Consider the following 26,171-nt stretch of genomic DNA (forward strand, 5'->3'; position numbering starts at 1 on the left):
AACAATTATGCGTTTGTACAAATCTGTAGCGGCGCGATTTATCGCGCGGTTTGTTAGATAAGCGCGATAAATCTCACCGCTACGACGTCGTCTTTTAATTAATACCTTACTCGCCCGCTAAACCCTGAAGACAATATCAGGCTGCCCGCCATTAACCCGATGTCTTCACTTTCCGGGGCACTGAGATCCTCCAGAAAACGCGCTGCCCACCAGTGGCAATCCTGCTGATGGATGCCTTTCATCAGGCGGGCATGGCGATTCTGCCGTTCACTGAGCGGGATACGCAGCGCGGTATGAATGGCGTCAGCAATGGCGTCGGGATCGTAAGGGTTGACGATCAGTGCACCATCCATATGCTCGGCCGCACCGGCAAACTGCGACAGGATCAGTACGCCAGGGTTGGCGGGATCCTGCAGCGCAACATACATCTTCGCCATCAGGCTCATACCCGCCATCAGCGGCGTGACCAGCGCGACGCGGGATGCACGGTAGATACCCGCCTGCTCCTCCCGGCTGTAGGCTTTGGTCAGATAACTGATCGGGCACCATTCCAGTGTACCCTGTACGCCATTCATTTCACCGCACAGATTTTCCAGCTCATGGCTCAGCTCCGCGGTGCGTAGCCCGCCGCCGGGGAGGCCAGCTGTAGCAACACCATATTCCCGGTGTAATCCGGGTGGTGGCGCAGCAATACCTCAATGGCACTGATGCGATAGGGCAGACCGGCGCTGTCATCAAGATGTCCGCCGCTCAGGATAGCGTTTTCCGGCAGGGTTGCCCGGCATTGTTCTTCCATATAACTGCAACTGTTGCTTGCCAGCAGACAGTGCGCATCTTCCAAATCGATACCCACCGGATACACGCCGGTGCTGATAATTTGCCCGTGAATACGTATGCGCGTGGCGCTCAGGCGTTCGCAGCGAAATGTACTTTCGACCCACAACAGAAAGTTGTTCATATCCTGGCTCGTCTGAAAGCCGATCAGATCGCAACACAATAATGACTCGGCCAGCCACGGCCAGTCGGGAATGGCGGAGAACCCCACGCCTGCCGGAAACGGTTGATGGAAAAATAAGCCAATGCGATTTGTCAGCCCGGCAGTGCGCAGCAGTTTTACGCTCGGTATCAGGTGGTAATCCTGGATCCAGATAACATCATCGGGCATCGCGTATTCGGTGACTGCTCTGGCATAGGCTTCATTGAGTTTCCGATACTGGCTCAAATCATCCTGATTAAAGCGTGCCAGGTCAGGTCGCTGATGAAACATCGGCCACAGGCCCTGATGGACATAATGCTGGTAGCCCTGTTCCACCTCTCCCCGGGTCAGCGGAAAGGTGAGGGTGTCAAATTTATGACCGTGGCGGAAGTTTAGCGGGCGAGGCGTCTCTGATGAAACCGCCTGGGTTTTTCCGTCCCAGCTAATCCACAACCCACCGAGGCGTGACAGGATACTTTCATACAGCGCGGATAAGGTCGAAGCCCGTGACAGATTGTGCGAAACCAGAATGAAGCCTGACATAGCATTTTCCCTTTGATCACCATGGAAATCGTTGCCATTGATTTAAGCTTTCTGCATATAAAAAAGGCGTAAAAAAACCACGGACAGGTATAAAAATCAGGCAAAAACGGGCCTTACTCTCCACTTCGTTAGTCAGGGGCAGCAGCTATAATTGCTTCATCCAGTCGGTGGCAGGCTGGCTATCAGGTATCTGTGACAACTCTCTGAAAGGATGCATTCCTTATGGCTTCAACAAAGCAGTCTCTTCCGGCAGGCATGCTGGCGGCAGCAGGCATTGTGTTTGGTGATATCGGCACCAGCCCGCTTTATACCTTGCGGGAATGCCTGTCCATTTTGCCCGATGGGGGGACGACGCAAACGGCAGTAATGGGTTTTCTTTCCCTGATCTTTTGGGCGCTGACGTTGATCGTCACCGTGAAATACGTTTGCTTTGTGATGCGCGCCGATCATGACGGCGAAGGTGGGATCCTGACGCTGATGTCACTGGCACGGCAGCATGTCACCGGACGTGCCGGGTACTTTATTGTGCTGGCGGGATTGATCGGCAGTGCATTCTTTTATGGTGATGGCGTGATTACGCCTGCCATTTCGGTCATGTCGGCGATTGAAGGGATTGAGGTAGTGGCCCCTGCGCTGGACCACCTGATTGTTCCGCTTTCAGTGATCATCCTGACCTTGCTGTTTATCATTCAGAAACACGGCACCGAGCGGGTGAGCCTGGTATTTGGCCCGGTGATGCTGGTGTGGTTTCTGACCCTTGCGGTGCTGGGGGTACGCGGCATCATGATGAACCCTGGCGTGTTGCAGGCACTGAATCCACTTTTTGCTCTCGAATTCCTCAATAGCCATAAGGCACTTTCCTTCGCCGCGCTGGGCATGGTGGTGCTGGCGGTGACCGGGGCCGAAGCCTTGTATGCGGATATGGGCCATCTGGGAAAAACACCGATTCGCCTGGCATGGCTGGTTATTGCGATGCCAGCGCTGGTGCTGAACTACTTTGGTCAGGGGGCACTGGTACTGGCCGACGCCGACGCTGTGCGAAATCCCTTTTACCTGCTGGCTCCCGACTGGGCGCAGATCCCACTGATTGTGCTGGCGACCTTATCGACGGTGATTGCCGCGCAATCGGTGATTTCCGGTGTCTATACCCTGACGCATCAGGCCATCCGGCAGGGATTCCTGCCACCGGTGCGCATCGTCTATACCTCATCAACAGAATCCGGGCAGATTTATATCCCGGTTGCTAACTGGCTGCTGTTCGCGGCAGTGACGGTAATTATTATCTCTTTCCGTCAATCTTCAGCGCTGTCATCGGCATACGGTATCGTCGTCACCGGTACCATGGTGCTGACAGCTTGTCTTGCCAGTGTGGTTGCCTTTAAAAACTGGCGCTGGCCGCGGGCGGTGGCGCTGGTGTTCCTCGTTTGTATGCTGATCATTGATGTTCCGCTGTTCAGTGCCAATCTGATGAAATTGCTGTCGGGCGGCTGGGTGCCGGTGTTACTGGCGATGACGATGCTGGTCCTGATGCTGATCTGGAGTAGTGAACGCTCACTGTTGATCCGCCGTCTGACTGATGACCCGGTAGGATTGAAAGCGATGATCAGTTCGCTGGAAGCCAACCCGCCGAAACGGGTGGAAGGTACCGCTGTTTTCCTGTCACGTAAGGAATATGAAATTCCCCAGGCGTTGCTGCACAACCTTAAACATAACCGCGTGCTGCATGCGCGGACGGTTCTTTTGCACATCCGGACCATCGATACGCCAAGGGTACATAATCAGAAACGCATCAGCATCCAGCAGCTTTCGCCCTCGTTCTGGCAGGTGACGGCCGCCTATGGATGGCATGAAGTGCCGTCGATGCAGGAAATCCTGCATCTGTGTGGCCTGGAGGGATTCGGCTGTACCTTGCAGGAAGCATCGTTTTTTACCTCACACGATACGCTGGTGATGAAGAAACGAAACGGCCTGGCGCGGGCGAAAGGGGCGATTTTCCACTTCTTCCAACGCAATGCCTTACGCGCGCATGAGCAATTTATGATTCCGCCCAACAGGGTGATTGAGCTGGGTGGGCAAAAGGAGTTTTAAGCTGAACCTAGACGGTTCTTAAATCTAAAGCAGATATCCATGCTGAACAATCTAACCAAAGGTATAGTTTTACAACCTTTGGTTAGTTGTCGGGGACGCTATGGTTATCACTCACTTCTTACATTTGCGCGAATTACTGCAAATACTTTTTGTTATTATCTGTGTGATTTTGAAGCATTTCTCCCACCGTAATTTGTGGGCGAAAATTGTACTGGCCTGTATGATCTATGCGGCTGAGGCACTTATATTTATTCTCTTTAACCAGAATTAGTTTCGGCATGCTGAATTAACCAGCGTTGTCGCGATCGGTGGCCGGAACTTAATACGGCGTCGCTTTAACGCTGGCTCTCGCCTGCTGCCATTCCTGATAAAGCGTCGCCATATCCACCCACTGCAACCATTTTGCGGAGTGCTGTATAAATTCATCAGCGACGGCATTGCGTAACACTCCGGCAGTAAACCCAACGAAGCCCAGTAGTTCGAGGCCGATGCTGATGCTTTCGTACAGGCAGTTGCCATCATAGCGGGTATCTATGGTCCTGCCATCCAGGCCAACGGGCCAGTAATGTGCCGAGGCATCACTGCCGGTGGAGGCGCCCGGCAGGTGGGTATCCCGTTGCAGAACCAGGTTTAAATAGATTTCGTTTAACTGAGGTTCGGCGCTGGCGCGTATTTCCTGGGGATTGAAGCTGCCATCGGCGCGGAACTCATTAACGACCAGCACGATGCCAGCAGGCATTATCCCGGAAGCCAGCAACATATTGAGGGCATCATCCGCGAGCTGATTATTGAAACTTCCCGACTGCCTTAACAGGAAATGGCCCATCTCCTGGATCTGCTGAACCGAAGGCACCCAGCCGGAGGCCGGGGGGACAGCAACCATGTTGAAATGAAAGGTGGCAGGCTGTGGGGTTTTCACGCTGTTCAAATCAATCGGTGAAGAGATATGGGAGGGAAGGGGGGTGATCAGCCGGTTGATATCAGCAGGCGCCAGTGTTCCGAAGGGAAATGGCGTGGGAACCGGGGTCAGATTGGTGAAATCCAGCAGCGAAGGCACCGGTGAGGCAGCCACGGGCGCAGGGATAAGGAAATTATCCTCGTCCCGGACGTGCCCCGCAACTTTGATGCCCATCTCATGCAAGGTGCGTATATCTAACCAGGCCAGTACGCTGATATCGCTTATCGGCAGTTTGGGGTACAGATGATGCAGACGCCTGGCGTATTCATGAATGGTTTCCATTAGCTTACGTGGCGTCATTTTCTTTATCCTGGCACCTGCCTTTGACAGCGTCTGATATTCCGGCCGATAGCGCAGCCTGCGTTCGTCTTCTCCCGTCAGCAAGCTGATATCCCGGTAGGAGGGTTTAGGCCGCAGTCCCAGCAGTCGGCGGGCGTAATCTTCTGCTGATTCATCCGCTTCTCGTGGGGTGCTGGCATGAATTTTTTTTCCAAGGTCTGACAGCGTCTGAAACGCAGGTATTTTCCTCAATGCCTGCAAACTGAGTTTAGTCAGTCGGCCAACTGCCCGTTGCGGAATATTGGGAATCAGTTCCTGTAAACGTACGGCATAGTCTTCAGCGGCCTCTTCCGGTTGCCAGGTGTGCTGAAAAATCGTCGTCAAAACGGGCCAGGAGAAGCGTTTTAAGTCCTGTAGCTTGATATTGGACTCCAGCAAACGGCGGCTGGCAGCGTGGGGTTTCGCGGGACGAGGTTGAGGCACCCGCGGGAAGGTTATTGTCTGTTTCCGGCGCATGTTTTTCTTATTTAACTCAATGATATCCCTGAACTCCGGTCTTTTACGCAGGGACGATACCGACGCCTTAGTGATGCTGCTTAGCTCAGGGATGACCAACGCCGGATGATCTTCATGCAGCCGCACAGCCCAATCCATTGGCGTCTCATGATCCCGTTGCGGTGTTGCCTGACGTGCTGCTTTAGCGGCATCGGTCAGCGGGATAAATTCAGGCCACTGCCGCAGATTTTGTTCGCTCACGCCCACCCCTACGCAAATTTCTGCGGGTGTCAGGTGGGGATGATCGGTAAACAGGCGCACCGCATAGGCATGGTTGCCTTCTCCATCCTGGCGACGCGTGGCTTGCGTCGCCATTTCAACCTCCGTCGTCAGTGGCTTAAATTCCGGCCTTTGCCGCAGATTCGGTTCACTCATCCCGGAGATGTAGCTTATATCACCAAGGGTCAGGTCTTCGTGATCCCGAAACAGCCGTATGGCACATTGCAGGGGGGATTCATCATCGCGACGGGATTGGGTCTCGAAGATTCTCTGACCTACTTCCGACAGCGTTTTGAATTCTGCTCTTTGCCTTAAATCACTCTCATCCATCCTGGCGATGGCGCTCAGTTCATGGGGAGTGAGTCCGGGATCAAGGAGGTGCAGACGTCGGGCGTAGTCCAGCGCAGATTCATCCTCAAGTTGAGGGGTAAGGCGCATAGCCTGGGTTGCTGCTTTGGTGAAACTTTTGAACATCCACAACTTACGCAACCGCCGGATATCCATCCAGGCCAGCACGCAAAAATCATCTTCACACAGGTCAGGGTACAGCGGATAGATGCGCCGGACGTAAGCGGGTCCTGATTCGTCTTCTCCCTTTGGCGTCGCTTCCTGTGCCTCCTTTCCCTCTTTTGACAGGGTTTTGTATTCCGGCCGATAGCGCAGATCCTGGTCTGTCACCCCCGAAAGAATGCTGATATCACGTTGCAGTAGATCCGGGTTTTCCATCAACCGTAATACATAATGACTGTCAGATTCATTATGCTGTCGGCGACTGGTGATTCTGGCAATCTCACCGGCAGATGACAGGCTGTTATAGCTCTTTTTTTGTGGTGTGGTTTGTGGCCTGCCATCCGCGCCAGGGAGCGTCATCAGTGCTGGCATCACCCCCGTTTCATGGGCCGCGCGATAAAGCAGGGTTTCAGCCGGGGTGAGGGACTCAGGCTGGTGGGTGATCCTGCCATGAATGGTCGCCAGCACTTTTTTGGCATTTCCCGCATTTTCCAGCGTCTTCGTTAACCTGTGCCTCATCGCCACGATTTTCGGGTGCCTGGCGGCATGTGGCCGCTGATCGGGGATAAGCATTCTGCTTGCAACCTCAGGCCGATGGATACGGGGTTTCACCGCCTGGCGCAGCGGGTGATTGAAGGTGACCTGCGGTTGCAGAGAAACCGGGAGCTGCCAGCAGGCAGAGACCGAGTTCAGGGGCAGGGTGGGGGGAGCAGGAGCTGCATGGGAAAACCGGATCGCTTCGCTACTGGAGTAAGGCACAAAAATGTTGTTATCCGACATGGAGATCGCTTTTGCTGAATGGCGAGTGAGGTTTATAGATGCCTGATAACCAATGATTTGATAATCAACGAAAAAGGATTTTTCCCTGATATTTAAATGAAGCTGTGCAGACCTGGCAGGAAATGTGATGGCGGGTAGCGTGAAAGTAAAATGGCCGCCATGCGGCAGCCTTCCCATCACGCACGATTTGTAGCGGCACAATTTGCTGAATTTTGCATTTCAGTGCTATCGCGTCGGATGGCGTTGAGGCTGACAATAACATGGCAATGTTACCAGGAAGTTATATTTGTTGTTAATAATGGATTGAAAGGTTGTTGATGTAGATTATGTGATAATCCAAATGTCGCTTATTTTGTGAATTTCATGTTTTTATATTGGCTGCGACGTTATTGTTGATGGTGGGAATTATTATTTTTTTAAAGCCAAATTGATTGTTATTTCTCTCTCCATTGGTCTGTCTTGCGGGATTCCTGATGTGGTGGTATCGTGCTAGTAAATTGATTTAAATCAATTTTTTGTTTAATGGTTTGTTATAATCAGGCGATATGTAAGCATCAGTTTTCACGATTGATTTTCTTTTGGTTACAGTTCGTTGATTGATTGCGGCCATTTTTCTTTCTTGTGAATGAATATAATGTGGCAGGCAACAAAAATATGGATTACCCACATTTTTCTTGACAATATCCGGGTGGGGAGGAATATACTGGCCCTCATTCGGACTACACAGAACCTATATTGAGCTTTTATGACAATATATGCGTCTCGAAACCTGGGTACATCTCTAATAAGTCAATTTCAGCAGTTACAGTAATTTTCTTATTGTCGGGTACTGTTAGCGCTTAGTTAATAAGCTTCGTCAGCAAATGCGTCTTCGTCAGCATGGTTTATCACCAGGCTACAAAGTCACGACTATGCTTTCGAGCATTATCCTGTTTCAGTCGTTTCTGTCAGGGGAATGTGCTAGCGGTAAGTCACCGACGTGAGGCATACGATGGTGCGGCACCTGTTTCTACTCTCCCTGTCCCGACTCTTATCATTTCACCTGCCAGGTAAGAGGAAGGGCGCCCGGTTGTCGCTGGCTAATACGGTCACTTAATAGAAAAGAAGATAGTCATGTTAAGTAATGATCTCACATCGCTGATTACGCGCATCGACTTTGCGCTAATCTCTTCAATACATATCATTTATCCACCGCTGACCATTGGTCTGGCTGCACTTCTGTTCATTTCTGAACTGATGTGGGTCAGAAAAAATGACGAGAAGTGGTATCGGTTGTGTCGTTTTTTCGAAAAGCTGTTCATCGTTAACTTTGGTGCCGGTGTGGCCACCGGTGTCACGATGGAAATGGCTTTTGGTATCCTTTATGGTCGTTTTTCCCAGGCTGCCGGACCCTTTTTCGGCCAGGTTCTGGGGTATGAGACCATCACCGCCTTTATGTATGAAGCGGGCTTCATTGGATTGATGATTTTTGGCTGGGGCAAGATTAGCCGTGGCATGCATCTGTTCGCCACCTTCAACGTCGCCGTTTCTTCAACGCTGTCAGCGATGTGGATTCTGGTGGCTAACTCCTGGATGCAGACGCCCACCGGGGTTGAATACACGGATGGCATCTTCCATGTGACGGACTGGATGGCTGCGCTGTTCAATCCGAATGCCCGTACCGCTTTCCCTCATATGTTGCTCGCCAGCTTTGAGCTGTCGCTCACCTTCGTGGTCGCGACCTGTGCCTGGTTCGTGCTGAAGCGTCGTAATGTTGACCTGTTCCTGCGGCCGTTGAAGTATTCACTGGTTTTGCTGGCCATCGTCGCTGCCACCCAGATCTGGATGGGCGATATGCTGGGCGAGGAAACGCTGGAGCATAAACCTGCTGCGCTTGCCGCGATGGAAGGGCATTACGACACCTACGATGCACAGGGTAACGTCAACAGCGCCTGGCATGTCCTTGGTTGGCCAAATGCTGAAGGGACCGGACTGGCATGGTCGATTGATATCCCTCATGCGCTGAGCCTGATTGAAACCAAAACCTGGAACGGTCCGGTGCGCGGCCTGAACAGCTTCCCGAAAGATGAACAGCCGCCTGTGGTGCTGCCGTTCTATGCCTTCCGCGCCATGAGCGCCGCGGGTGGTGCCATCCTGCTGGTGAGTCTGTGGGGAATCTGGCTGATGTGCCGTCGCCGTATGACGGTCGAACTGGCTCCACGTAACACCGTGTTCCTGTTTATCGCCGTGGCGATGGTGGTGCTGCCTTATATCGCGGTGATCGCCGGTTGGTGGACGCGTGAAATCGGTCGTCAGCCGTGGATTGTCAACGGTCTGATGCGGACCGAGGACGGTATGAGTGCCATGACGCTGGGTCTGGCTATCTTCTGGTTTGTCGGCTTTGCCATCTTCGAGTCGGCGGTTATCGCCGGTACGATCTGGTTTATGGCGAAGGTGGTTCGTATCGGACCTGACTTAACCAGCAAGCTGCCGGGTGAAGGACACGATCACCTCGGCCATCTCGACCTGCCGCCAGACGGTGGTCACGCTGACCATCCTGAATACGTTCGCCCGGTCTGATACGGAGAAGACACCCATGGATATGCTTACTCATACTCAGCAGTTCCTGACCATCGCCTGGTGGTTGGCGTTTGGCATCAGCGTGCTGCTGTACATTGCGCTTGATGGCGCAGACCTTGGGGCGGGGATCTTCTCGCTCTTCGTTAAAGATCATGATGAACGTGGTGCCATCATGGCCGCGATGGCCGGTACCTGGGACGCCAACGAAACCTGGCTGATCGTCGCCGGTGGCATTATGTTCGGTACCTTCCCGTTTGTTTACGGCTCGGCTTTCAGCTATCTGATGGTGCCGATGGCCCTGGTGCTGTGGGGCATTATGTCCCGTGCCGTTGCGCTGGAGTTCCGCCATCTGGCTTCACCGTTCTGGCAGCGTTTTTCTGACCACGTGTTTGGTATCGCCAGCCTGGCGGTCACTTTCTTCGGTGGGATGTGTGTGGGTGCGGTGTTGCAGGGCTTTGCACTGGATACCCCGGCGCATGGCGTGCCGCATTATGCAGGCGGGGCGTTTAACTTTATTTCGGCTTTCTCCATCTGGACCGGTATCGCCTCCTGTGTCGCCATGACCTTTTCCGGCGTCCTCTTTGTGCGTGCGCGTTTTGAAAAGTCTGAGCCTATCCGCCAGGATGCCGCTCGCTGGACCGCGACCATCTTCTGGTTAGCGATTGCTGCGGTGGTCATCACCTGGGTGTGGAGCGCTGCGATTTTTGACTGGGCGCGTGCGAAATGGTTTGGACCGCATTTCTGGGTCTGGGGACTGTTTGGCCTGATTGCGTTGTACTGCATCGAGCAGGTACGTCGTGACACGCTCAAGGACAAAGATGTTGCCGCGATTATGTGGTTCAACGGTGCTGCGCTGATTCTGGGCTTTGGCATGCTGATTAGCATGTTCCCATGGTTAGTACCGGGTACCTGGACCATCTGGGCCGGTGCCAGCCCGCAGGTTTCCCTGATCACCTTTACTCTGACAATGGGTGGGTTTGTACCCGTGATGCTGATGTATAACTGGTATCAGATTTGGGTGTTCCGGGGACGTATCTCCAAACTGGTTGGCTACGGACACTAAATAAATCATGTCGGCTCGTCCTCCCCTTAGTGGAGCGGCCGCTCGTCTGGCGGAACGCTGGCTCTCCAGCCAGCGTCGCCAGGCAGGTGCGCTCTTTTCCCTGTCTGTCACCATGGCAACGCTGAATGCCATCATGATGATTGCCCAGTGCTGGTTGCTGGCATGGTTGATCGACAAGGTCGTTATCGGCGGTAAAGGATTGGCCGACCTGTTCCCGGCGCTTTGGTTGTTACCCGCCGTGATGATTCTGCGCGCAGGCCTGGATTTGCTGCGCCAGGGTTTCGCGTTTGAAACCGCTGCACGCATCCGTCAGACGTTGCGCGCAACCTTACTGGAACGCATCTCAGCACTCGGCCCGGCATGGAGCCAGCAGCAACGTACTGGCAGCATCGCCAGCTCGTTGGGCGAGGGTGTTGAAGCGATCGAAACCTATTTTTCCGCTTTCCTGCCACAAAAAATCATTATCGGTATCGTACCGCTGGCGATTCTGGCCGCGTTGTTCCCGTTTGATTGGGTATCCGGGCTGATCATGTTGATCACGGCTCCGCTGGTACCGCTATTTATGATTCTGGTCGGTAAGGGCGCAGAGAAAATGAGCCTCAGGCAATGGCATAAGCTCAGCCTGATGAGTGCGCATTTCTTTGATGTTATTTCCGGCCTGACGACCCTGCGTCAGTCCAATGCGGCCCGCAGACAGGCGGCGATCATTGCCGCGATCTCCGAAAACTATCGTCATACGACGATGAAAGTTCTGCGTGTTGCCTTTCTTTCTTCGCTGGTGCTGGAGTTCTTTGCCACCATCAGCACCGCCATGGTGGCGGTGTATGTCGGCTTCCGCCTGTATTACGGTGAAATGGCCTTCCTGCCGGGCCTGTTTGCCCTGCTGCTCGCGCCGGAATTCTTTCGTCCGCTGCGCGATTTGGGTGCGCATTACCACGCGCGTATGGATGCCATTGGCGCCACCGAAGGCTTGCTGGCGATTCTGCATACTGAGCCACCGGCACAGCCAGACAGCAAGCCGCTGCCTTGTGCCGTGCCGCAGGAAATTCAGCTGGAAGGCGTGGGATATCGCCACCCGGAAGGCGGCGGTATTGAAGACATTTCCTTTACGCTGCGCCGGGGTGAGACGCTGGCTATCGTCGGCACCAGCGGCGCAGGCAAGACCACGCTCGCCAGGCTGTTACTGAGATTTATCACACCGGCTTCAGGACGGATTCTGGTTGATGGGCATGATTTGGCCGCGCTGGATCTGCCTGAGTGGCAAAAGCACATTGGCTGGCTGCCGCAACGCCCAACGTTGTTTGCCGGATCGATAGCGGACAACATTTGTCTGGCGCGTCCTGACGCCGGAAACGAAGCATTGCATGCCGCAGCAAAACTGGCTCAGGCCGCCAGCTTCATTGAGGCGCTACCGAACGGTTATGCCTCCCAGGTGGGGGATGGCGGCCAGGGGTTATCTGGCGGGCAAATCCAGCGCGTGGCGATGGCGCGCGCGGTGCTGACTGCGCCACCGCTGCTGATTCTTGATGAACCGACGGCGGCGCTGGACGGCAAAACCGCACGGCAGATGATGACCGCGCTGGCTGAGGCTCTGCCGGATGCGGCACGCTTAGTGATTACCCATGACACCGAAATGGCGGCGATGGCAGACCGGGTATTGGTGCTGGCAAACGGCAGGGTGATCGAGTCGGGCAAACCCGGGGAGCTGTTGCAGAGTGGTGGCGTGTTCGCCGAGCTCGAACGGCTACAGAAGGGAGCATAAACATGAATGATCTTCGACAGTTATTGCAGCTGGCGCGTCCCTGGCGATTTCGCATGGCGCTCGGCATTGGTTTGTCCGTGATCGTCATTCTGTCTAACGTGACGCTGCTGGCATTGTCTGGCTGGTTTATCACGTCGATGGCGCTGGCGGGGATGGGCGCGATGACGCTGGAGTTCTTCGCGCCTGCTGCGGCCATTCGTGGTTTAGCGGTGCTGCGCACCTTCGCACGCTATCTTGAGCGCCTGGTCACGCACGATGCGACATTACGGTTGTTGTCGGTTTTGCGTGTCTGGTTCTATCAGCATCTTGAGCCTCTGGCTCCGGCGCGGTTGCTGGCATTCCGTGACGGTGATGTACTGGCTCGACTGCGGGCGGATATTGATAGCCTCGACAACTTTTATCTCAGAATCTTCGCCCCCGCCCTTGCCGGGCTGATCTCATCGGTGGTGATTCTGTGCGTTCTGTTCTGGTTTTCTCCTGGTGTCGCGGCCATTGATGCCGTGATGTTGTTGCTCGCCGGGGTGATTGTTCCCCTCGCCGTGGTGGCGCGTACCCGGAGCAGTGGCCACGCCGTTGCGGGTTTACGTGCATCGATCCAGGTCGCCTCGACCGATCTTATCCGCGGTCTGGGTGAGTTACAGATTGCGGGTGCCGTCAGCCGCCAGGCCCGGCATCTGTCGCAGCTTTCGCATAAGCTGATAGCCGCGCAGCGTCAGCAGGCGTGGACCGGCGCGTTAGGTAGCGTACTGTCAGCCCTGGCGGGGCAGATCGGTATGTTTTGCGCCTTTATCCTGCTGGTCGGTGGGCATGCAGGTGGTCTGGCCGGTAACGACATCGTGATGCTGTTATTTGCGGTGCTCGCCAGCGCGGAAGCCGTGGCAGCATTGCCGACCGCCTTTGCCGCGCTGGGTGTGACGCGCGAAGCCGCCCGCCGTATTTTTTCTCTGGCAGAGCTGACACCTGCCGTTGCGTTGCCCGAGACCAGCCCGATGCCTGACAGTTTCGACCTGTCGTTTTCCGCGGTGACCATGCGTTATGGGCCAGAACATCCGACGGTGTTCGACTCGCTCAGTTTCCATGTGCCACAAGGGCATTGCCTTGCCATTCTCGGCCCGAGCGGGGCGGGTAAAACCACGATTCTCAGCCTGGTTCAGGGTTTCTGGCGTTGTGATAAGGGCAGCGTGGCGATTGGCGGCCATGAGGTCACCAACCTGGCGGATGATGTCTTACGCCAGGTGATTTCCGTCGTCGGGCAAAAAACCTATCTGTTTAATGCCTCGATTCGTGACAACCTGCGACTGGTCGCGCCGGATGCGGATGATGACGCGTTATGGCAGGCACTCAGCCAGGCTTCACTGGCAGAAGAAGTGCGGGCTTTCCCACATGGGCTGGATACGCTGGTCGGGGAATTAGGGGCGCGTCTTTCCGGTGGGCAGGCACGCAGAATTTCCATTGCCCGTGCATTCCTGTCGCATGCGCCGATTATTTTACTGGATGAGCCGACGGAAGGTTTAGATGCCACCAATACGGAAATGGTGCTGAATGCGCTGAAGGTATTGGTGAAAGGTAAAACGACATTGTTGGTGACGCATCAAATTCAACCATTAATGCTCGCCGATAGTCGACTGGTGCTCGAAGGCTAATAAAATAAAAAGCCTGTTACGGATTGAGTTATTATCCGGACAGGCCTTTAATTCAGATTAAATATTGCTGATCGCAAAGAATTCGTTATATCCAACCCATGTTTCATCCTGAATCTTCCCTTTTTCTGCTGCAAAGCTGGATGAATGTTAAAGAATAAAGAAAGCCTAATCCTTTTTCAGATTCTTCTGCACTTCCCGCACCTTAAGACGGCAGGCATCCACGACCCAGGCTGAGAAGTTCTGGCTGTTCTCGCTTCCCATGCTTTCTTCAATCTGATCAAGCAACGCGTGCGAAAAGCGAATGTGTTTGCGACGGGTTTTCGAGTTTGTCATCTTGTCCATATAACCCCCTGTGAAATTATCAAAATTTATAAAATGGATGGAAGAAAAAACAATATTTTTATCAGTCGGTTTCTATAGAAAGAGTATCGGCAGGTGTTTTGAACTTTTCCCAAACCGGTTAAGTTATCTGATATGAAATACGCTATTTCCAGAAAGTAATCGAGTTCATCGTTATTTCAATTCGCGGATTCAGGATAATTCCCGGCGGATTTTTGAGTAGCGAACATCACGGATGTAAGAATTATGCTATAAAAATTTCTAAGATATTGGTACTGAAAGTCGCGACTTTTTATTTACAAAGCGTTAGCTAATGTAAAACCGTCGAATGTTCGCTGACAAGTGGCCGGAGCTCAAAAGCAAAAACCCAGCCATAAGGCTGGGTTTTCTGAATTTTGGTGCCCGAACCCGGAATCGAACCAGGGACACGGGGATTTTCAATCCCCTGCTCTACCGACTGAGCTATTCGGGCAACGGGGCGCATTAAACCCTAATGGCTTACGATCGTCAACGGCTTTTGCGAAAAAACCGGAGGAAACGTGATTGATTGCCTGCTTTTCAGGCAGAACGGCCAAAATCGTCAGGATAGCGCGCCATTCTTGCGGCACAGCGCGATGCTGAGCACGTCTTCAGCCAGACGGCGCGCCATCGCGACATCGTGCACGTTACGTTTTACCAGCAGCTTGCTCAGGCAGCCTTCGAGAATCAACTCCATCTGATCGGCAACCATTGGCGGGTTATCCAGTTCCAGATTGACCAGAATCTCGTGGGTAAACTGCCAGGAGGCGCGTTTCTGCTGTTCTGCCAGCTGATGAACCGGTTGATCGGGCTGCGGATAGAAGCTACAGGCGGCAATAAACAGGCAACCGGGGAAACGCCCTTTGTTGACGTGCTCCGCCAGCACTTCATAACGCGCCAGCAGTTTTTCGGCACCACTCAGGTGTTCGTTAAGCTGAATCTGGCGTCGCCAGCTATCAATCTGTTGCGCATGGTAGCGCAAAGCGTCATACAGCAGGGCGTCACGATCCGGCCAGTAGCGTGCCAGCTGCTGGGGTGACAGATCGGTGTCTCCGGCCAGTTGTTGCAGGGAGGTGGTTGCGGCAAGTCCGCTCTGTTCAAGCACATTTAACGCATGCTCGAGTATCTGTTCACGTTGCAAGTGACTCTCCTCTGGTATGCGGCCCGTTCGGTTACCGAACGGGCGGTGTCATGCCCAGTGTCGTTTAACGCGGCAGATTGTGCAAATGCGCGCGAAACTCATCGGCGCTCAGGAAGCCGGTCACGCGGGAGTTGGGGATCTCTTTGCCTTGTGCATCGAAGAACAAAATCGTGGGCAAGCCCAGCACCTGCAAATGCTGCAACAGGGCGTTGTCCTGCGCGCTATTGGCGGTGACGTTAGCCTGTAACAACTGCACCTGACTCAGGGCGCTGCGAACTTTGTCGTCGCTAAAGGTATATTTCTCAAACTCTTTGCAGGCCACGCACCAGTCCGCATAGAGATCGACCATGGTCACGCGGCCCTGGGCTTGCTGGAGCGCGCTATCCAGTTGCTGGCTGCTGGCAATCGGCTGGAATGGCAGGTGCGCCACAGTTTGTACCTGGCTGCTGCTGCCGAACGCCCAATCCTGTATGGGACGGACCGACACCAGCGCCGCGGCCAGCAGCACAATTTGAGCAATGCGCCATTTTCCCTGTAAACCCAGGCTCAGGCGGAACGCCCAGGCAAAGAACGCCACGCCGAGCAGGCTCCACAAACGCATGCCCCACACATCACCCACCACGCGTTCCAGCAGGAAGACTGGCAGCGCGAGGATGACAAAACCAAAACCTTCTTTGACGCTTTGCATCCAGGGACCGCTTTTCGGCAGCAATTTATTGCCGAACAGCGTAACGGCAATCAGCGGCAGACCCATACCGAAGGCGTACAGCCACAAGGTACCGGCACCGGCCAGCAGATTGCCGCTTTGCGCGATATACAGCAGGATGGCGCTAAGCGGTGCGGTGGTGCAGGGGGAACAAATCAGCCCCGCCAGCGCGCCCATCATAAATACCCCTGGCAGCGATCCACCCTGGTGGCGGTTGCTCCACAGTGTCAGACGCGTTTGCAGGCTGGCGGGCAATTGCAGGGTAAACAGGCCAAACATCGACAGCGCCAGCACGATAAACAGCAGCGAGAGCGCAATCAACACATAAGGATGCTGCAACGCCGCCTGGAAGCGTAAACCCGCAGCCGCAACCACCACCCCGAGCAGGGTGTAAGTCAGCGCCATGCCCTGCACATACACCATCGCCAGGGCAAACAATCGTCCCAGCGAGAAGCGACGCGGCCCGCCAAGAATAATGCTGGAGATAAGCGGATACATCGGCAGTACGCAGGGCGTAAAGGCGACGCCAATGCCGATCAGCAATGCCCACAACGGCGAGAACGGTAGCGGCGTACTTTGGTGGCCCGGTTGGGCGCTGACTGCCGGGGCGGCGTTATTGGCGGCCACCGCGTTCAGCGGTACGGAACGTGTTTCAGGTGGATAACAGAAGCCAGCGGCTGCGCAGCCCTGATAAGTGACCGTCAGGGTGGCACCCGCGCTGGCCTGATGAAGGGTTATCGGCAGCTGCAAATCCTGCGGGTAGATCTCACTTTTGCCATAGAACTCATCTTCATGAGGTTGTCCCTGCGGCAGCACCAGCGGTGCCAGCTGGGCTTTTTGCGGCGTGATGTGGATTTGCTGACGATAAAGGTAATAGCCGGATTTTACTTTCCAGCTGAGCGTCAGTTGATTGCCTTGCTGGCTGAAATCAAAGCCGAAGGCCTGGTCAACCGGCACAAAGCGGCTGTTGTTATTGGGCGAAAAAATAGATGCCTGCGCTGACAGGCTAATAAACAGCGCCAGGCAGATGCCGATCAGGCGAGAGATGCGTGCAACCATGACAAGTATTCACTGTCTCCATGTTGTACCGGCAGCGCCAGTAGTTCCGGCACATCGTAAGGATGGGCCGCTTTGAGCAAATCCATCAGCGCCTGCTGATGTTGGGTGTCGCACTTCAGCAACATCTGAACTTCGCTGGCCTGCTCCAGTTTGCCTTCCCAGACATAAAACGAGGTGGCACCTGGCAATAGCGTGACACAGGCTGCCAGGTTCGCGGCGAGCGCGCTGGCAGCCAGTTGTTCCGCAATGGCCTGGTTCGGGGCCGTACACAGCACGACGACCGCAGAATTTATACTCATCAGCTGGCTCCGGTGGCGAAAGGGGGGATGATAACACGGCCTGCTAAACACAAGGTTTACAGGATGTAACCGCTTTACAGGATCAGGCTGCCAAACAGGAAGCCAAACAGCACCGAGAGGGCGATAGCCAGTACCCCCGGCACGATAAAGGAGTGATTGAACACATACTTGCCAATGCGTGTGGAACCGGTGTCGTCCATTTCCACGGCTGCCAGCAGGGTGGGGTAAGTGGGTAGCACAAACAGGGCAGAGACCGCAGCGAATGAGGCAATGGCCGCATGGGGAGAGACGCCCAGCAGAAGCGCGGCGGGCATCAGCGCCTTGGTGGTGGCGGCCTGTGAATACAGCAGGGTGGCAGCAAAGAACAGTACCAGCGCCAGCATCCACGGGTAGCTTTGCAGCATATCGCCCGCCAGGGTCTGAATAGCATTGAGATGCGCTTTGACAAAGGTATCGCCCAGCCAGGCGACGCCCATCACGCAGATACAGGCACTCATGCCGGATTTGAACGTGCTGGCGCTGAGGATCTCACCGGTATCGATTTTACAGGTCAGGCAAATCAGCGTCGCTATGGTCAGCATAAATACCACGATGGCTTCGTTGCGCGGCAGCACCGGGTTGGCGATCAGCCCAACGCTGTCGCTGATGGCGGTGGCGTACAGCACCACGGCAGCAATGCCAATCAGGAATAGCAGGACGGAACGTTTCGCACCGGGTTTGAGGTCAAACACCTGCGCACCGCGTAATGTCACTTCCCCCTTCGCCAGCCGGGCCTGGTAGATCTCATCGTCTTTGAGTTCCTTACCAAGGAAATTGGTCACGATGGCGGCGCAGAAGATCGCCACCATGGTGGAAGGTATCGCAACGCCGAGCAGCGCCAGATAGCTGACGCCGCGCGGTTCCAGCAGCGAGGCAAAAAACACCACGGCGGCAGAAATCGGCGACGCGGTAATGGCGATTTGTGATGCCACCACGGCGATAGCCAGCGGGCGCGAAGGACGCACGCCTTGTTCTTTCGCCACTTCCGCGATCACCGGCAACGTTGAAAAGGCGGTGTGCCCGGTACCCGCCAGCAAGGTCATCAGATAAGTCACCAGCGGTGCCAGCAGAGTGACATAGCGGGGATGGCGACGCAGCAGGCGCTCGGCCAGACTCACCAGATAATCCATGCCGCCTGCCACCTGCATAGCGGCAATCGCGGCGATCACCGCCATGATGATTTCAATGACATCGAAAGGGATGGCGCCGGGTTTCATACCGAAAAACAACGTCAATACCAGCACGCCGAAACCCCCAGCGAAACCAATGCCGATACCGCCGAGACGGGCACCCAGCCAGATCGCCAGCAGGACAATCAATAACTCCACTATCACCATCTTTATCACTCCCTGAAACGCGTCATCCGTTAGTTGTAGTCGCCAAAAAAAAGCACGCCCGCATTTTATACGGGCGTGCTTACGACAACGTGATCCAGAATGGATTATTGTTCGTTTTCGTCGGTGTAGCGTCGGGCTTTGTAGGCCGGGAACATCAGGTTCTGAATGGAGAAAATATCGTCCAGTTCGGCTTCGGTGAGCAGGCCACGTTCCAGCACCACTTCCCGCACGCTTTTACCGGTTTCGGCACAGATCTTCCCGACGATGTCACCGTTGTGGTGGCCGATGTACGGGTTGAGGTAAGTCACGATACCGATTGAGTTGAACACGTAGGCTTCGCACACCGCTTTGTTGGCGGTGATACCGTTCACGCATTTTTCCAGCAGGTTGTAGCAGGCGTTGGTCAGGATGCTGATAGATTCAAACAGCGCCTGGCCGATGACCGGCTCCATCACGTTGAGCTGCAACTGACCGGCTTCAGCTGCCATCGTCACCGTGGTGTCGTTGCCAATCACTTTGAAGCACACCTGGTTAACCACTTCCGGCACCACCGGGTTCACTTTGGCAGGCATGATGGAGGAACCGGCCTGCAATTCAGGCAGGTTGATCTCGTTCAGGCCAGCGCGCGGACCCGATGACAGCAGGCGCAGGTCGTTACAGATTTTCGACAGTTTCACCGCCAGACGCTTCAGCGATGAATGCACCATGACGTAAGCGCCGCAGTCTGAGGTGGCTTCAATCAGATCTTCCGCCGGGACCACCGGCAGGTTGCTGACTTCCGCCAGACGCTGCACAGCCAGCTGCTGATAGCCATCAGGGGTGTTCAGACGTGTACCGATGGCGGTCGCGCCAAGGTTCACTTCCAGCAGCAGTTCCGCGGTGCGCAGGACGCTGCGCGTCTCTTCATTCAGCAGCACGTTGAAGGCATGGAACTCCTGACCGAGAGTCATCGGCACGGCATCCTGCAACTGGGTGCGGCCCATCTTCAGGATGTTTTCGAACTCGACCGCTTTGCGCTGGAAGCCTTCGCCCAGCTGATTGATAGCATCAATCAGTTTCAGGATGGAGGTGTAAACGGCAATACGGAAACCCGTGGGGTAAGCATCGTTGGTAGACTGACACTTATTCACGTGATCGTTAGGGTTCAGATACTGGTAGTCACCTTTGTGGTGTCCCATCAGTTCCAGACCGATGTTGGCCAGCACTTCGTTGGTGTTCATGTTGACTGAGGTGCCGGCACCGCCCTGGTAGACGTCAACCGGGAACTGGTCCATGCATTTGCCATTGTTCAGAACCTCATCGCAGGCCTGAATAATGGTATTGGCGATGTTGCGCGGGATGGTTTGCAGCTCTTTATTAGCAAGGGCGGCGGCTTTCTTTACCATCACCATACCGCGAACGAATTCGGGTATGTCACTGATTTTACTGTTACTGATATAGAAATTTTCAATCGCACGCAGAGTATGAACACCGTAGTAGGCGTCGGCAGGTACTTCACGCATGCCTAGCAGGTCTTCTTCGATACGAATGTTGTTCGCCATGATTACCTTCTTATTATTGCTGCTGAGTGGCTGCCGGGCGTACTCTGAGGCGATCAGATTCGGGCGGCGAGTCACGTGCAGGTGATGCAATTATATTGTCGTGGAATACCAGCGCCGACATTTTATCCATCTTCGGTCTGGCGAGCACGATCATATTCTGTCATTCCAGAAAAGCCCGTGCACAGATCACTTTACGGGGTTTTGCAGACGTACCGGTAATAACGATACGTGATGTTTATCACAATTTTAACCCGGCTGGAAAAATTCGGCAGGATCGGTTGAAAACAGCGGTCCGGATGACCATCTCTTTCTATACGGTCCCTTTGACCATCCCATTCTGCTGCCTGGCATGAAGCGAGGTAGCCCCAACTCACAGGAGATATCGGTGCGCTGGTTACCGTTAGTGATTTTTTTTGTTCTGGCCTGGATTGAAATCACGCTTTTCATCAAGGTCGCGCATGTGCTGGGTGTGCTGCTCACCATGCTGCTGGTGATTTTCACCTCTTGTATCGGGGTGTCGCTGGTCAAAAATCAGGGCGTGAAAAACTTCATGCTGATGCAGGAGAAGCTGGCGCGTAACGAAAGCCCGGCGGCTGAGATGGTGAAAAGCGTCTCGCTGATTATTTCCGGCTTTCTGTTGCTGTTGCCCGGCTTTTTCACCGATTTTCTCGGCTTGCTGCTGCTATTGCCGCCGGTACAAAAACACCTGACGCTCAAGCTGATGCCGCATTTGCGCGTATGGCGTGGGCCGGGAGCGGGGCCAGATAGCGGATTCACCGTTGATGGTGAATATGAGCGCAAAGAGAACAATCAAATCGGTCATGACAAAGATAAGTAACGGAAGGCGGCGTAAGCCGCCTTTTTGCTGCATTTTTCGCCATAGGTTACAAAAACGAAAATTTTTTCGATTTTCCCCCTTGAAACGCTTCGAAGTCACCCTAATCTCTTCCACCACGAGGCCGGAAGCCATGTAGCCCGGCGTTCAACCCTAAAACTGAATGATTGGACTTTCTAAAGGAGAGCTATCACATGTCAATTCGTCCGTTACACGACCGCGTGATCGTCAAGCGTAAAGAAGTTGAAGCAAAATCGGCTGGCGGCATCGTTCTGACCGGTTCTGCGGCAGGCAAATCAACCCGCGGTGAAGTGGTTGCGGTAGGTAAAGGCCGTATCCTGGAAAACGGCAACATCCTGCCACTGGATGTCAAAGTGGGCGACGTGGTGATTTTCAACGAAGGTTACGGTGCAAAAACCGAGAAAATCGACAACGAAGAAGTCCTGATCATCTCTGAAAACGACATTCTGGCAATTGTTGAAGCGTAATTTTTACGCGTAATTCACTGAACGAAACGAATTTAAGGGATATTTGAAATGGCAGCTAAAGACGTAAAATTCGGTAATGACGCACGCGTAAAAATGCTACGTGGCGTGAACGTACTGGCAGATGCAGTAAAAGTTACCCTGGGCCCGAAAGGCCGTAACGTGGTTCTGGATAAATCTTTTGGTGCACCGACCATCACTAAAGATGGTGTTTCTGTCGCACGTGAAATCGAGCTGGAAGACAAGTTCGAAAACATGGGTGCGCAGATGGTGAAAGAAGTTGCCTCTAAAGCGAACGACGCAGCAGGCGACGGCACCACCACCGCAACCGTACTGGCACAGGCTATCGTTAACGAAGGCCTGAAAGCTGTTGCGGCTGGCATGAACCCGATGGACCTGAAGCGTGGTATCGACAAAGCGGTTATCGCGGCTGTTGAGCAGCTGAAAGCGCTGTCTGTTCCGTGCTCTGATTCCAAAGCGATTGCTCAGGTGGGTACCATTTCTGCTAACTCCGATGAAAGCGTCGGTACCCTGATCGCTCAGGCGATGGAAAAAGTGGGTAAAGAAGGCGTTATCACCGTTGAAGAAGGCACCGGCCTGCAGGACGAGCTGGACGTGGTTGAAGGTATGCAGTTCGACCGTGGTTACCTGTCTCCGTACTTCATCAACAAGCCGGAAACCGGTGCTGTTGAACTGGAAAGCCCGTTCATTCTGCTGGCTGACAAGAAAATCTCTAACATCCGCGAAATGCTGCCGGTGCTGGAAGCGGTTGCCAAAGCTGGCAAACCGCTGCTGATCATCGCTGAAGACGTGGAAGGCGAAGCGCTGGCAACGCTGGTGGTTAACACCATGCGCGGCATCGTGAAAGTCGCTGCGGTGAAAGCACCGGGCTTCGGCGATCGTCGTAAAGCTATGCTGCAGGATATCGCCATCCTGACTGGCGGTACCGTTATCTCTGAAGAGATCGGTATGGAGCTGGAAAAAGCAGCACTGGAAGATCTGGGCCAGGCAAAACGCGTCGTGATCAACAAAGACACCACCACCATCATCGATGGTGTGGGCGACGAAGGTGCTATCTCTGGTCGCGTGACGCAGATTCGTCAGCAGATCGAAGAAGCCACTTCTGATTACGACAAAGAAAAACTGCAGGAGCGCGTAGCGAAACTGGCAGGCGGCGTAGCCGTTCTGAAAGTGGGTGCCGCAACTGAAGTTGAAATGAAAGAGAAGAAAGCGCGCGTTGAAGATGCCCTGCACGCCACCCGTGCTGCGGTAGAAGAAGGCGTGGTTGCTGGTGGTGGCGTAGCCCTGGTGCGCGTTGCTGCTGAGCTGACCGATCTGACTGGTCAGAACGAAGACCAGAATGTCGGTATCAAAGTTGCGCTGCGCGCCATGGAAGCTCCGCTGCGTCAGATCGTTTCTAACGCCGGTGAAGAGCCGTCTGTTGTTGCCAACAACGTGAAAGCGGGTGACGGTAACTACGGTTACAACGCGCAGACCGAAGAATACGGCAACATGATCGACTTCGGTATCCTGGATCCGACCAAAGTAACCCGTTCTGCTCTGCAGTACGCGGCTTCTGTAGCGGGTCTGATGATCACTACCGAGTGCATGGTCACTGACCTGCCGAAAGGTGACGCACCTGACTTAGGCGGCGGCGCTGGTGGTATGGGTGGCATGGGCGGTATGGGCGGCATGATGTAATTGCCGTTGGCAGCCTTTGTTATCTGAGAACCCCTGATCGGAAACGGTCAGGGGTTTTTCTTTTGCTGGCGAAAGGGTATAAGTAAGGGCGCAATACTTCGGCTTTCCGGGTTAGGGCAATGAATGTTCAGAAAAAATATGCGCTTTTCTGCTACGCTGCCGCCCGATACAGATGATAATAAATGGGGATTACAATGCGGATTAACCTCTTGCTCGGACTGGCAGTCGGTAGCTTACTGCTGGCGGGCTGCAGCAGCTCAAATCAACTGAGTGCTGGCGGCGAGCGCGTGACCTTCGTCGATCAGCAGCCGGGCAGCCAATGTCAGCTTCTGGGAAATGTCACCGGTTCACAGAGTAACTGGCTGAGCGGTTCTGGCGGTGAGGGCAGTTCACTGCGCGGTGCCGCTAATGACCTGCGCAACCGTGCCGCTGAAATGGGTGGCAACACCATTTACGGCGCAACCAGCCCAACGCAGAATCTGCTGTCTGCTTTTGCCCCGCTCGACAGCAAAATGACGGGCCAGGTTTACAAGTGCCCATAAGGGTATCGTTGTAAAAAAAGCCGCTGATGCGGCTTTTTTTATTGGCGGATTTATTCCTGGCGTAACTGCAAATCCAGCGGGGTTTTGCTCGGTTCGCCACCGATCTCGCGGGCCAGCTTTGGCACCATATAACCCGACACCATGGTCAGCAGCTCGCGCACCAGCGCGCGGGCTTCATCGTCCGGCACAAAGAAATGTGCGGCTCCCTGCACCTTGTCCAGCACATGCAGGTAATAAGGCAGGATACCGGCATCGAACAGCGCATTGCTGAGATCGGCCAGGCTGCGCGCATTATCGTTGATGCCACGCAGCAGCACACTCTGATTCAGCAGAGTCACGCCCGCCCGTTTCAGCATCTGCATGCCATAGCGCAGCTCATCATCAATTTCCTGCGCATGATTGATATGGCTCACCAGCAGCACCTGCAGGCGCGTATTGGCCAGCAACTGGCACAATCTTTCGGTGATGCGCGCCGGGATGACCACCGGCAGACGGCTGTGAATACGTAAGCGCTTCAGATGCGGGATTTTTTCCAGCGCATCAACCAGCCACGCCAGTTCGTGATCTTTTGCCATCAAGGGATCGCCACCCGAGAAGATGATTTCATCCAGCTCTGGGTGGTCCGCAATATAATCAATCGCCGCCTGCCAGTTACGTTTGTTGCCCTGATTATCCTGATAAGGGAAATGGCGGCGGAAGCAGTAGCGACAGTTAACCGCACAGCCGCCTTTTACCAACAATAGCGCGCGGTTTCTATACTTATGCAGTAAACCCGGCACCACGCTGCTCTGCTCATCAAGCGGGTCGGTGCTGTAACCTGGCGCATCATTGAATTCCTGACGGCTGGTTAACACTTGCAGCAGAAGCGGGTCCCTGGCATCGCCTGTTTTCATGCGCTGAATAAACGCACGTGGCACGCGCAGGGCAAAAAGTCGCCGTGCATCAGCGCCTTCGGCCAGTTCAGCATGGCTGCCGAGAGCTAAAAGTTGCAGTAATTCAGCAGGATCGGTGACAACATCAGCAAGTTGCTGCAACCAATCTTCTCTGGAGGGGGGATTTAGGGTTACAATGTGTGCCATTTTTTTGGCTATTACCAGTTCAATATTTACAGAGGGCCTTTATGGCGACTTATCTTAGCAACGATTTTCGTTCCGGTCTTAAAATCATGTTCGAAGGCGAGCCGTATTCCATCGAATCCAGTGAGTTCGTTAAGCCGGGTAAAGGCCAGGCATTCGCACGCGTAAAAATGCGTCGTCTGCTGACCGGTTCTCGCGTTGAGAAAACCTTCAAATCAACCGACTCTGCCGAAGGCGCAGACGTTGTTGATATGACCCTGCAGTACTCATACAACGACGGTGACTTCTTCTACTTCATGCACCCGGAAAGCTTCGAACAGTATCAGGTTGAATCTAAGGTACTGGAAGATGTGCAGAAGTGGCTGCAGGACAACGCAGATTGTATCGTTACCCTGTGGAACAACAAAGCCATTGCTGTTCAGCCGCCGAACTTTATCGAAGCTGAAGTTATCGAAACCGACCCTGGCCTGAAAGGTGATACCGCAGGTACTGGCGGCAAGCCGGCTACTCTGGCAACTGGCGCAGTGGTTAAAGTGCCGTTGTTCGTACAGATTGGCGAAGTGGTTAAAGTGGACACCCGCTCTGGCGAATACGTTTCTCGCGTAAAATAATCGTCACATCAGGCGCATCCTTCGATGCGCCTTTTTTTTAAGTGAGTTCAGAATAATGAAAAAGCTGGCTAAATTCGTCGCCTTTGCGTTGCTGGTCTCCTCGGCATTAAGTGCCTGCAACACCTTTCACGGCTTTGGTGAAGATGTCTCCCATTTGGGTGGCGCTATCTCACGGGCTGCTAAGTAATCGCCAGAACAATACCTTTTTCCGTGGTTGACACCGCAGCGTTGCGTATAAGGACTATGCTTTAAAAGCTGTACTTTTACTGCAATCAAAAAGGATATTGTTATGTTAAAGAAAAGTATTGTCGCGATTTTCTCGGTACTGGTACTTTCCTCCCTGCTTTCTGCCTGCAACACCACCCGTGGTGTAGGGGAAGATGTAGAAGCGGGCGGCAAGGCGATTCAGCGCACCGCACAGTAAGGTTTTACCGGTGCGGAACACGCTTTCGTACCGGCTTTCCATCCCTTTGTCTCAAATGCCTTCTCCTCCCTTTTAAACCTCCT

20 protein-coding genes, 1 tRNA gene and 1 pseudogene are annotated in these 26,171 nt (G+C 54.1%); 12 read left to right on the plus strand and 10 right to left on the minus strand.

The genetic code is table 11. The features are described 5' to 3' along the window. Positions 1 to 98: 98 nt before the first annotated feature. A pseudogene (locus tag CUN67_RS02000) lies at positions 99 to 1,519 on the minus strand (alpha,alpha-trehalose-phosphate synthase (UDP-forming)). Positions 1,520 to 1,741: 222 nt separating this feature from the next. Here CUN67_RS02000 and kup point away from each other — a divergent pair. Further along, positions 1,742 to 3,607 carry a low affinity potassium transporter Kup gene (kup, locus tag CUN67_RS02005; protein WP_208713798.1) on the plus strand — a complete coding sequence of 622 codons (1,866 nt, stop codon included), beginning with the start codon at positions 1,742 to 1,744 and terminating at the stop codon, positions 3,605 to 3,607. Positions 3,608 to 3,926: 319 nt separating this feature from the next. Here kup and CUN67_RS02010 read toward each other — a convergent pair whose 3' ends face one another. After that, the gene (locus CUN67_RS02010; protein WP_208713799.1) at positions 3,927 to 6,908 is read right to left on the minus strand and encodes a hypothetical protein; all 2,982 of its coding nucleotides are present in this window, start codon (positions 6,906 to 6,908) and stop codon (positions 3,927 to 3,929) included. Between the two features lie 1,113 nt (positions 6,909 to 8,021). Between CUN67_RS02010 and CUN67_RS02015 the strand changes: the two genes are divergently transcribed. From CUN67_RS02015 to cydC, 4 genes are read left to right on the plus strand one after another with little or no spacing between them, the layout of a single operon-like run. Continuing rightward, the gene (locus CUN67_RS02015) at positions 8,022 to 9,467 is read left to right on the plus strand and encodes a cytochrome ubiquinol oxidase subunit I (RefSeq protein WP_208713800.1); all 1,446 of its coding nucleotides are present in this window, start codon (positions 8,022 to 8,024) and stop codon (positions 9,465 to 9,467) included. Positions 9,468 to 9,483: 16 nt separating this feature from the next. After that, positions 9,484 to 10,530, plus strand: coding sequence for a cytochrome d ubiquinol oxidase subunit II (locus CUN67_RS02020; protein ID WP_084871970.1), 1,047 nt, complete (start codon positions 9,484 to 9,486; stop codon positions 10,528 to 10,530). A 7-nt stretch (positions 10,531 to 10,537) separates the two neighbouring features. Continuing rightward, positions 10,538 to 12,292, plus strand: a complete 1,755-nt coding sequence (gene cydD / locus CUN67_RS02025; RefSeq protein ID WP_208713801.1) for a thiol reductant ABC exporter subunit CydD — start codon at positions 10,538 to 10,540, stop codon at positions 12,290 to 12,292. A gap of 2 nt (positions 12,293 to 12,294) precedes the next feature. Then, positions 12,295 to 13,935: a thiol reductant ABC exporter subunit CydC gene (gene cydC, locus CUN67_RS02030; RefSeq protein ID WP_208713802.1), complete on the plus strand. Its 1,641-nt coding sequence runs from the start codon at positions 12,295 to 12,297 to the stop codon at positions 13,933 to 13,935. 165 nt (positions 13,936 to 14,100) lie between these two features. Here the strand turns inward: cydC and CUN67_RS02035 are convergent, their stop codons facing one another. The 7 genes from CUN67_RS02035 to aspA all read right to left on the minus strand — a co-directional run bounded on the left by CUN67_RS02035 (position 14,101) and on the right by aspA (position 20,414). Next, the gene (locus CUN67_RS02035; protein ID WP_208713803.1) at positions 14,101 to 14,277 is read right to left on the minus strand and encodes a YlcI/YnfO family protein; all 177 of its coding nucleotides are present in this window, start codon (positions 14,275 to 14,277) and stop codon (positions 14,101 to 14,103) included. A 393-nt stretch (positions 14,278 to 14,670) separates the two neighbouring features. Continuing rightward, positions 14,671 to 14,746: transfer RNA gene (locus CUN67_RS02040), tRNA-Phe, on the minus strand. 108 nt (positions 14,747 to 14,854) lie between these two features. Then, positions 14,855 to 15,433, minus strand: a complete 579-nt coding sequence (gene dicD, locus CUN67_RS02045) for a division control transcriptional repressor DicD (protein WP_208713804.1) — start codon at positions 15,431 to 15,433, stop codon at positions 14,855 to 14,857. A gap of 64 nt (positions 15,434 to 15,497) precedes the next feature. Beyond that, a complete protein-coding gene (locus CUN67_RS02050; protein WP_208713805.1) occupies positions 15,498 to 17,198 on the minus strand; it encodes a protein-disulfide reductase DsbD in 1,701 nt (566 codons plus the stop codon). Beyond that, positions 17,174 to 17,497 carry a divalent cation tolerance protein CutA gene (gene cutA / locus CUN67_RS02055; protein WP_208713806.1) on the minus strand — a complete coding sequence of 108 codons (324 nt, stop codon included), beginning with the start codon at positions 17,495 to 17,497 and terminating at the stop codon, positions 17,174 to 17,176. The genes CUN67_RS02050 and cutA overlap by 25 nt, the downstream gene beginning before the upstream one ends. Positions 17,498 to 17,571: 74 nt before the next feature. Continuing rightward, complete coding sequence (locus CUN67_RS02060) at positions 17,572 to 18,873, minus strand: anaerobic C4-dicarboxylate transporter (protein WP_208713807.1); 1,302 nt, start codon at positions 18,871 to 18,873, stop codon at positions 17,572 to 17,574. A 104-nt stretch (positions 18,874 to 18,977) separates the two neighbouring features. After that, a complete protein-coding gene (gene aspA / locus CUN67_RS02065; RefSeq protein ID WP_084872109.1) occupies positions 18,978 to 20,414 on the minus strand; it encodes an aspartate ammonia-lyase in 1,437 nt (478 codons plus the stop codon). Positions 20,415 to 20,799: 385 nt separating this feature from the next. On the opposite strand from aspA, the gene CUN67_RS02070 reads away from it, so the two are divergent. The 4 genes from CUN67_RS02070 (at position 20,800) to CUN67_RS02085 (ending at position 23,977) form a co-directional block, all read left to right on the plus strand. Then, positions 20,800 to 21,252, plus strand: coding sequence for an FxsA family protein (locus CUN67_RS02070; RefSeq protein WP_208713808.1), 453 nt, complete (start codon positions 20,800 to 20,802; stop codon positions 21,250 to 21,252). Between the two features lie 191 nt (positions 21,253 to 21,443). Beyond that, positions 21,444 to 21,737, plus strand: coding sequence for a co-chaperone GroES (locus tag CUN67_RS02075; RefSeq protein ID WP_021184220.1), 294 nt, complete (start codon positions 21,444 to 21,446; stop codon positions 21,735 to 21,737). Between the two features lie 48 nt (positions 21,738 to 21,785). Next, entirely contained in the window at positions 21,786 to 23,435 is a 1,650-nt protein-coding gene (groL, locus tag CUN67_RS02080) for a chaperonin GroEL (RefSeq protein WP_208713809.1), read from the plus strand. 194 nt (positions 23,436 to 23,629) lie between these two features. Then, positions 23,630 to 23,977 (plus strand): DUF4156 domain-containing protein, encoded by a 348-nt coding sequence (locus CUN67_RS02085; RefSeq protein ID WP_013507634.1) that lies wholly within the window; start codon positions 23,630 to 23,632, stop codon positions 23,975 to 23,977. 50 nt (positions 23,978 to 24,027) lie between these two features. Here the strand turns inward: CUN67_RS02085 and epmB are convergent, their stop codons facing one another. Further along, positions 24,028 to 25,056 (minus strand): EF-P beta-lysylation protein EpmB, encoded by a 1,029-nt coding sequence (gene epmB / locus CUN67_RS02090; protein ID WP_208713810.1) that lies wholly within the window; start codon positions 25,054 to 25,056, stop codon positions 24,028 to 24,030. Positions 25,057 to 25,097: 41 nt separating this feature from the next. On the opposite strand from epmB, the gene efp reads away from it, so the two are divergent. The 3 genes from efp (at position 25,098) to CUN67_RS02105 (ending at position 26,088) form a co-directional block, all read left to right on the plus strand. Beyond that, entirely contained in the window at positions 25,098 to 25,664 is a 567-nt protein-coding gene (efp, locus tag CUN67_RS02095; RefSeq protein ID WP_084872120.1) for an elongation factor P, read from the plus strand. 55 nt (positions 25,665 to 25,719) lie between these two features. Further along, complete coding sequence (locus CUN67_RS02100; protein ID WP_013507637.1) at positions 25,720 to 25,851, plus strand: entericidin A/B family lipoprotein; 132 nt, start codon at positions 25,720 to 25,722, stop codon at positions 25,849 to 25,851. A gap of 102 nt (positions 25,852 to 25,953) precedes the next feature. Beyond that, entirely contained in the window at positions 25,954 to 26,088 is a 135-nt protein-coding gene (locus CUN67_RS02105) for an entericidin A/B family lipoprotein (protein ID WP_013507638.1), read from the plus strand. Positions 26,089 to 26,171 lie beyond the last annotated feature (83 nt).

It is taken from the genome of Pantoea cypripedii (assembly GCF_011395035.1).
Taxonomy (GTDB): domain Bacteria; phylum Pseudomonadota; class Gammaproteobacteria; order Enterobacterales; family Enterobacteriaceae; genus Pantoea; species Pantoea cypripedii_A.

Excerpts from the sequence above, each read along its gene's own strand:
- kup (WP_208713798.1), top strand. The coding sequence starts at position 1,742 with ATGGCTTCAACAAAGCAGTCTCTTCCGGCAGGCATGCTGGCGGCAGCA.
- CUN67_RS02010 (WP_208713799.1), bottom strand. The coding sequence starts at position 6,908 with ATGTCGGATAACAACATTTTTGTGCCTTACTCCAGTAGCGAAGCGATC.
- CUN67_RS02015 (WP_208713800.1), top strand. The coding sequence starts at position 8,022 with ATGTTAAGTAATGATCTCACATCGCTGATTACGCGCATCGACTTTGCG.
- CUN67_RS02020 (WP_084871970.1), top strand. The coding sequence starts at position 9,484 with ATGGATATGCTTACTCATACTCAGCAGTTCCTGACCATCGCCTGGTGG.
- cydD (WP_208713801.1), top strand. The coding sequence starts at position 10,538 with ATGTCGGCTCGTCCTCCCCTTAGTGGAGCGGCCGCTCGTCTGGCGGAA.
- cydC (WP_208713802.1), top strand. The coding sequence starts at position 12,295 with ATGAATGATCTTCGACAGTTATTGCAGCTGGCGCGTCCCTGGCGATTT.
- CUN67_RS02035 (WP_208713803.1), bottom strand. The coding sequence starts at position 14,277 with ATGGACAAGATGACAAACTCGAAAACCCGTCGCAAACACATTCGCTTT.
- CUN67_RS02050 (WP_208713805.1), bottom strand. The coding sequence starts at position 17,198 with ATGGTTGCACGCATCTCTCGCCTGATCGGCATCTGCCTGGCGCTGTTT.
- cutA (WP_208713806.1), bottom strand. The coding sequence starts at position 17,497 with ATGAGTATAAATTCTGCGGTCGTCGTGCTGTGTACGGCCCCGAACCAG.
- CUN67_RS02060 (WP_208713807.1), bottom strand. The coding sequence starts at position 18,873 with ATGGTGATAGTGGAGTTATTGATTGTCCTGCTGGCGATCTGGCTGGGT.
- aspA (WP_084872109.1), bottom strand. The coding sequence starts at position 20,414 with ATGGCGAACAACATTCGTATCGAAGAAGACCTGCTAGGCATGCGTGAA.
- CUN67_RS02075 (WP_021184220.1), top strand. The coding sequence starts at position 21,444 with ATGTCAATTCGTCCGTTACACGACCGCGTGATCGTCAAGCGTAAAGAA.
- groL (WP_208713809.1), top strand. The coding sequence starts at position 21,786 with ATGGCAGCTAAAGACGTAAAATTCGGTAATGACGCACGCGTAAAAATG.
- CUN67_RS02085 (WP_013507634.1), top strand. The coding sequence starts at position 23,630 with ATGCGGATTAACCTCTTGCTCGGACTGGCAGTCGGTAGCTTACTGCTG.
- epmB (WP_208713810.1), bottom strand. The coding sequence starts at position 25,056 with ATGGCACACATTGTAACCCTAAATCCCCCCTCCAGAGAAGATTGGTTG.
- efp (WP_084872120.1), top strand. The coding sequence starts at position 25,098 with ATGGCGACTTATCTTAGCAACGATTTTCGTTCCGGTCTTAAAATCATG.
- CUN67_RS02100 (WP_013507637.1), top strand. The coding sequence starts at position 25,720 with ATGAAAAAGCTGGCTAAATTCGTCGCCTTTGCGTTGCTGGTCTCCTCG.
- CUN67_RS02105 (WP_013507638.1), top strand. The coding sequence starts at position 25,954 with ATGTTAAAGAAAAGTATTGTCGCGATTTTCTCGGTACTGGTACTTTCC.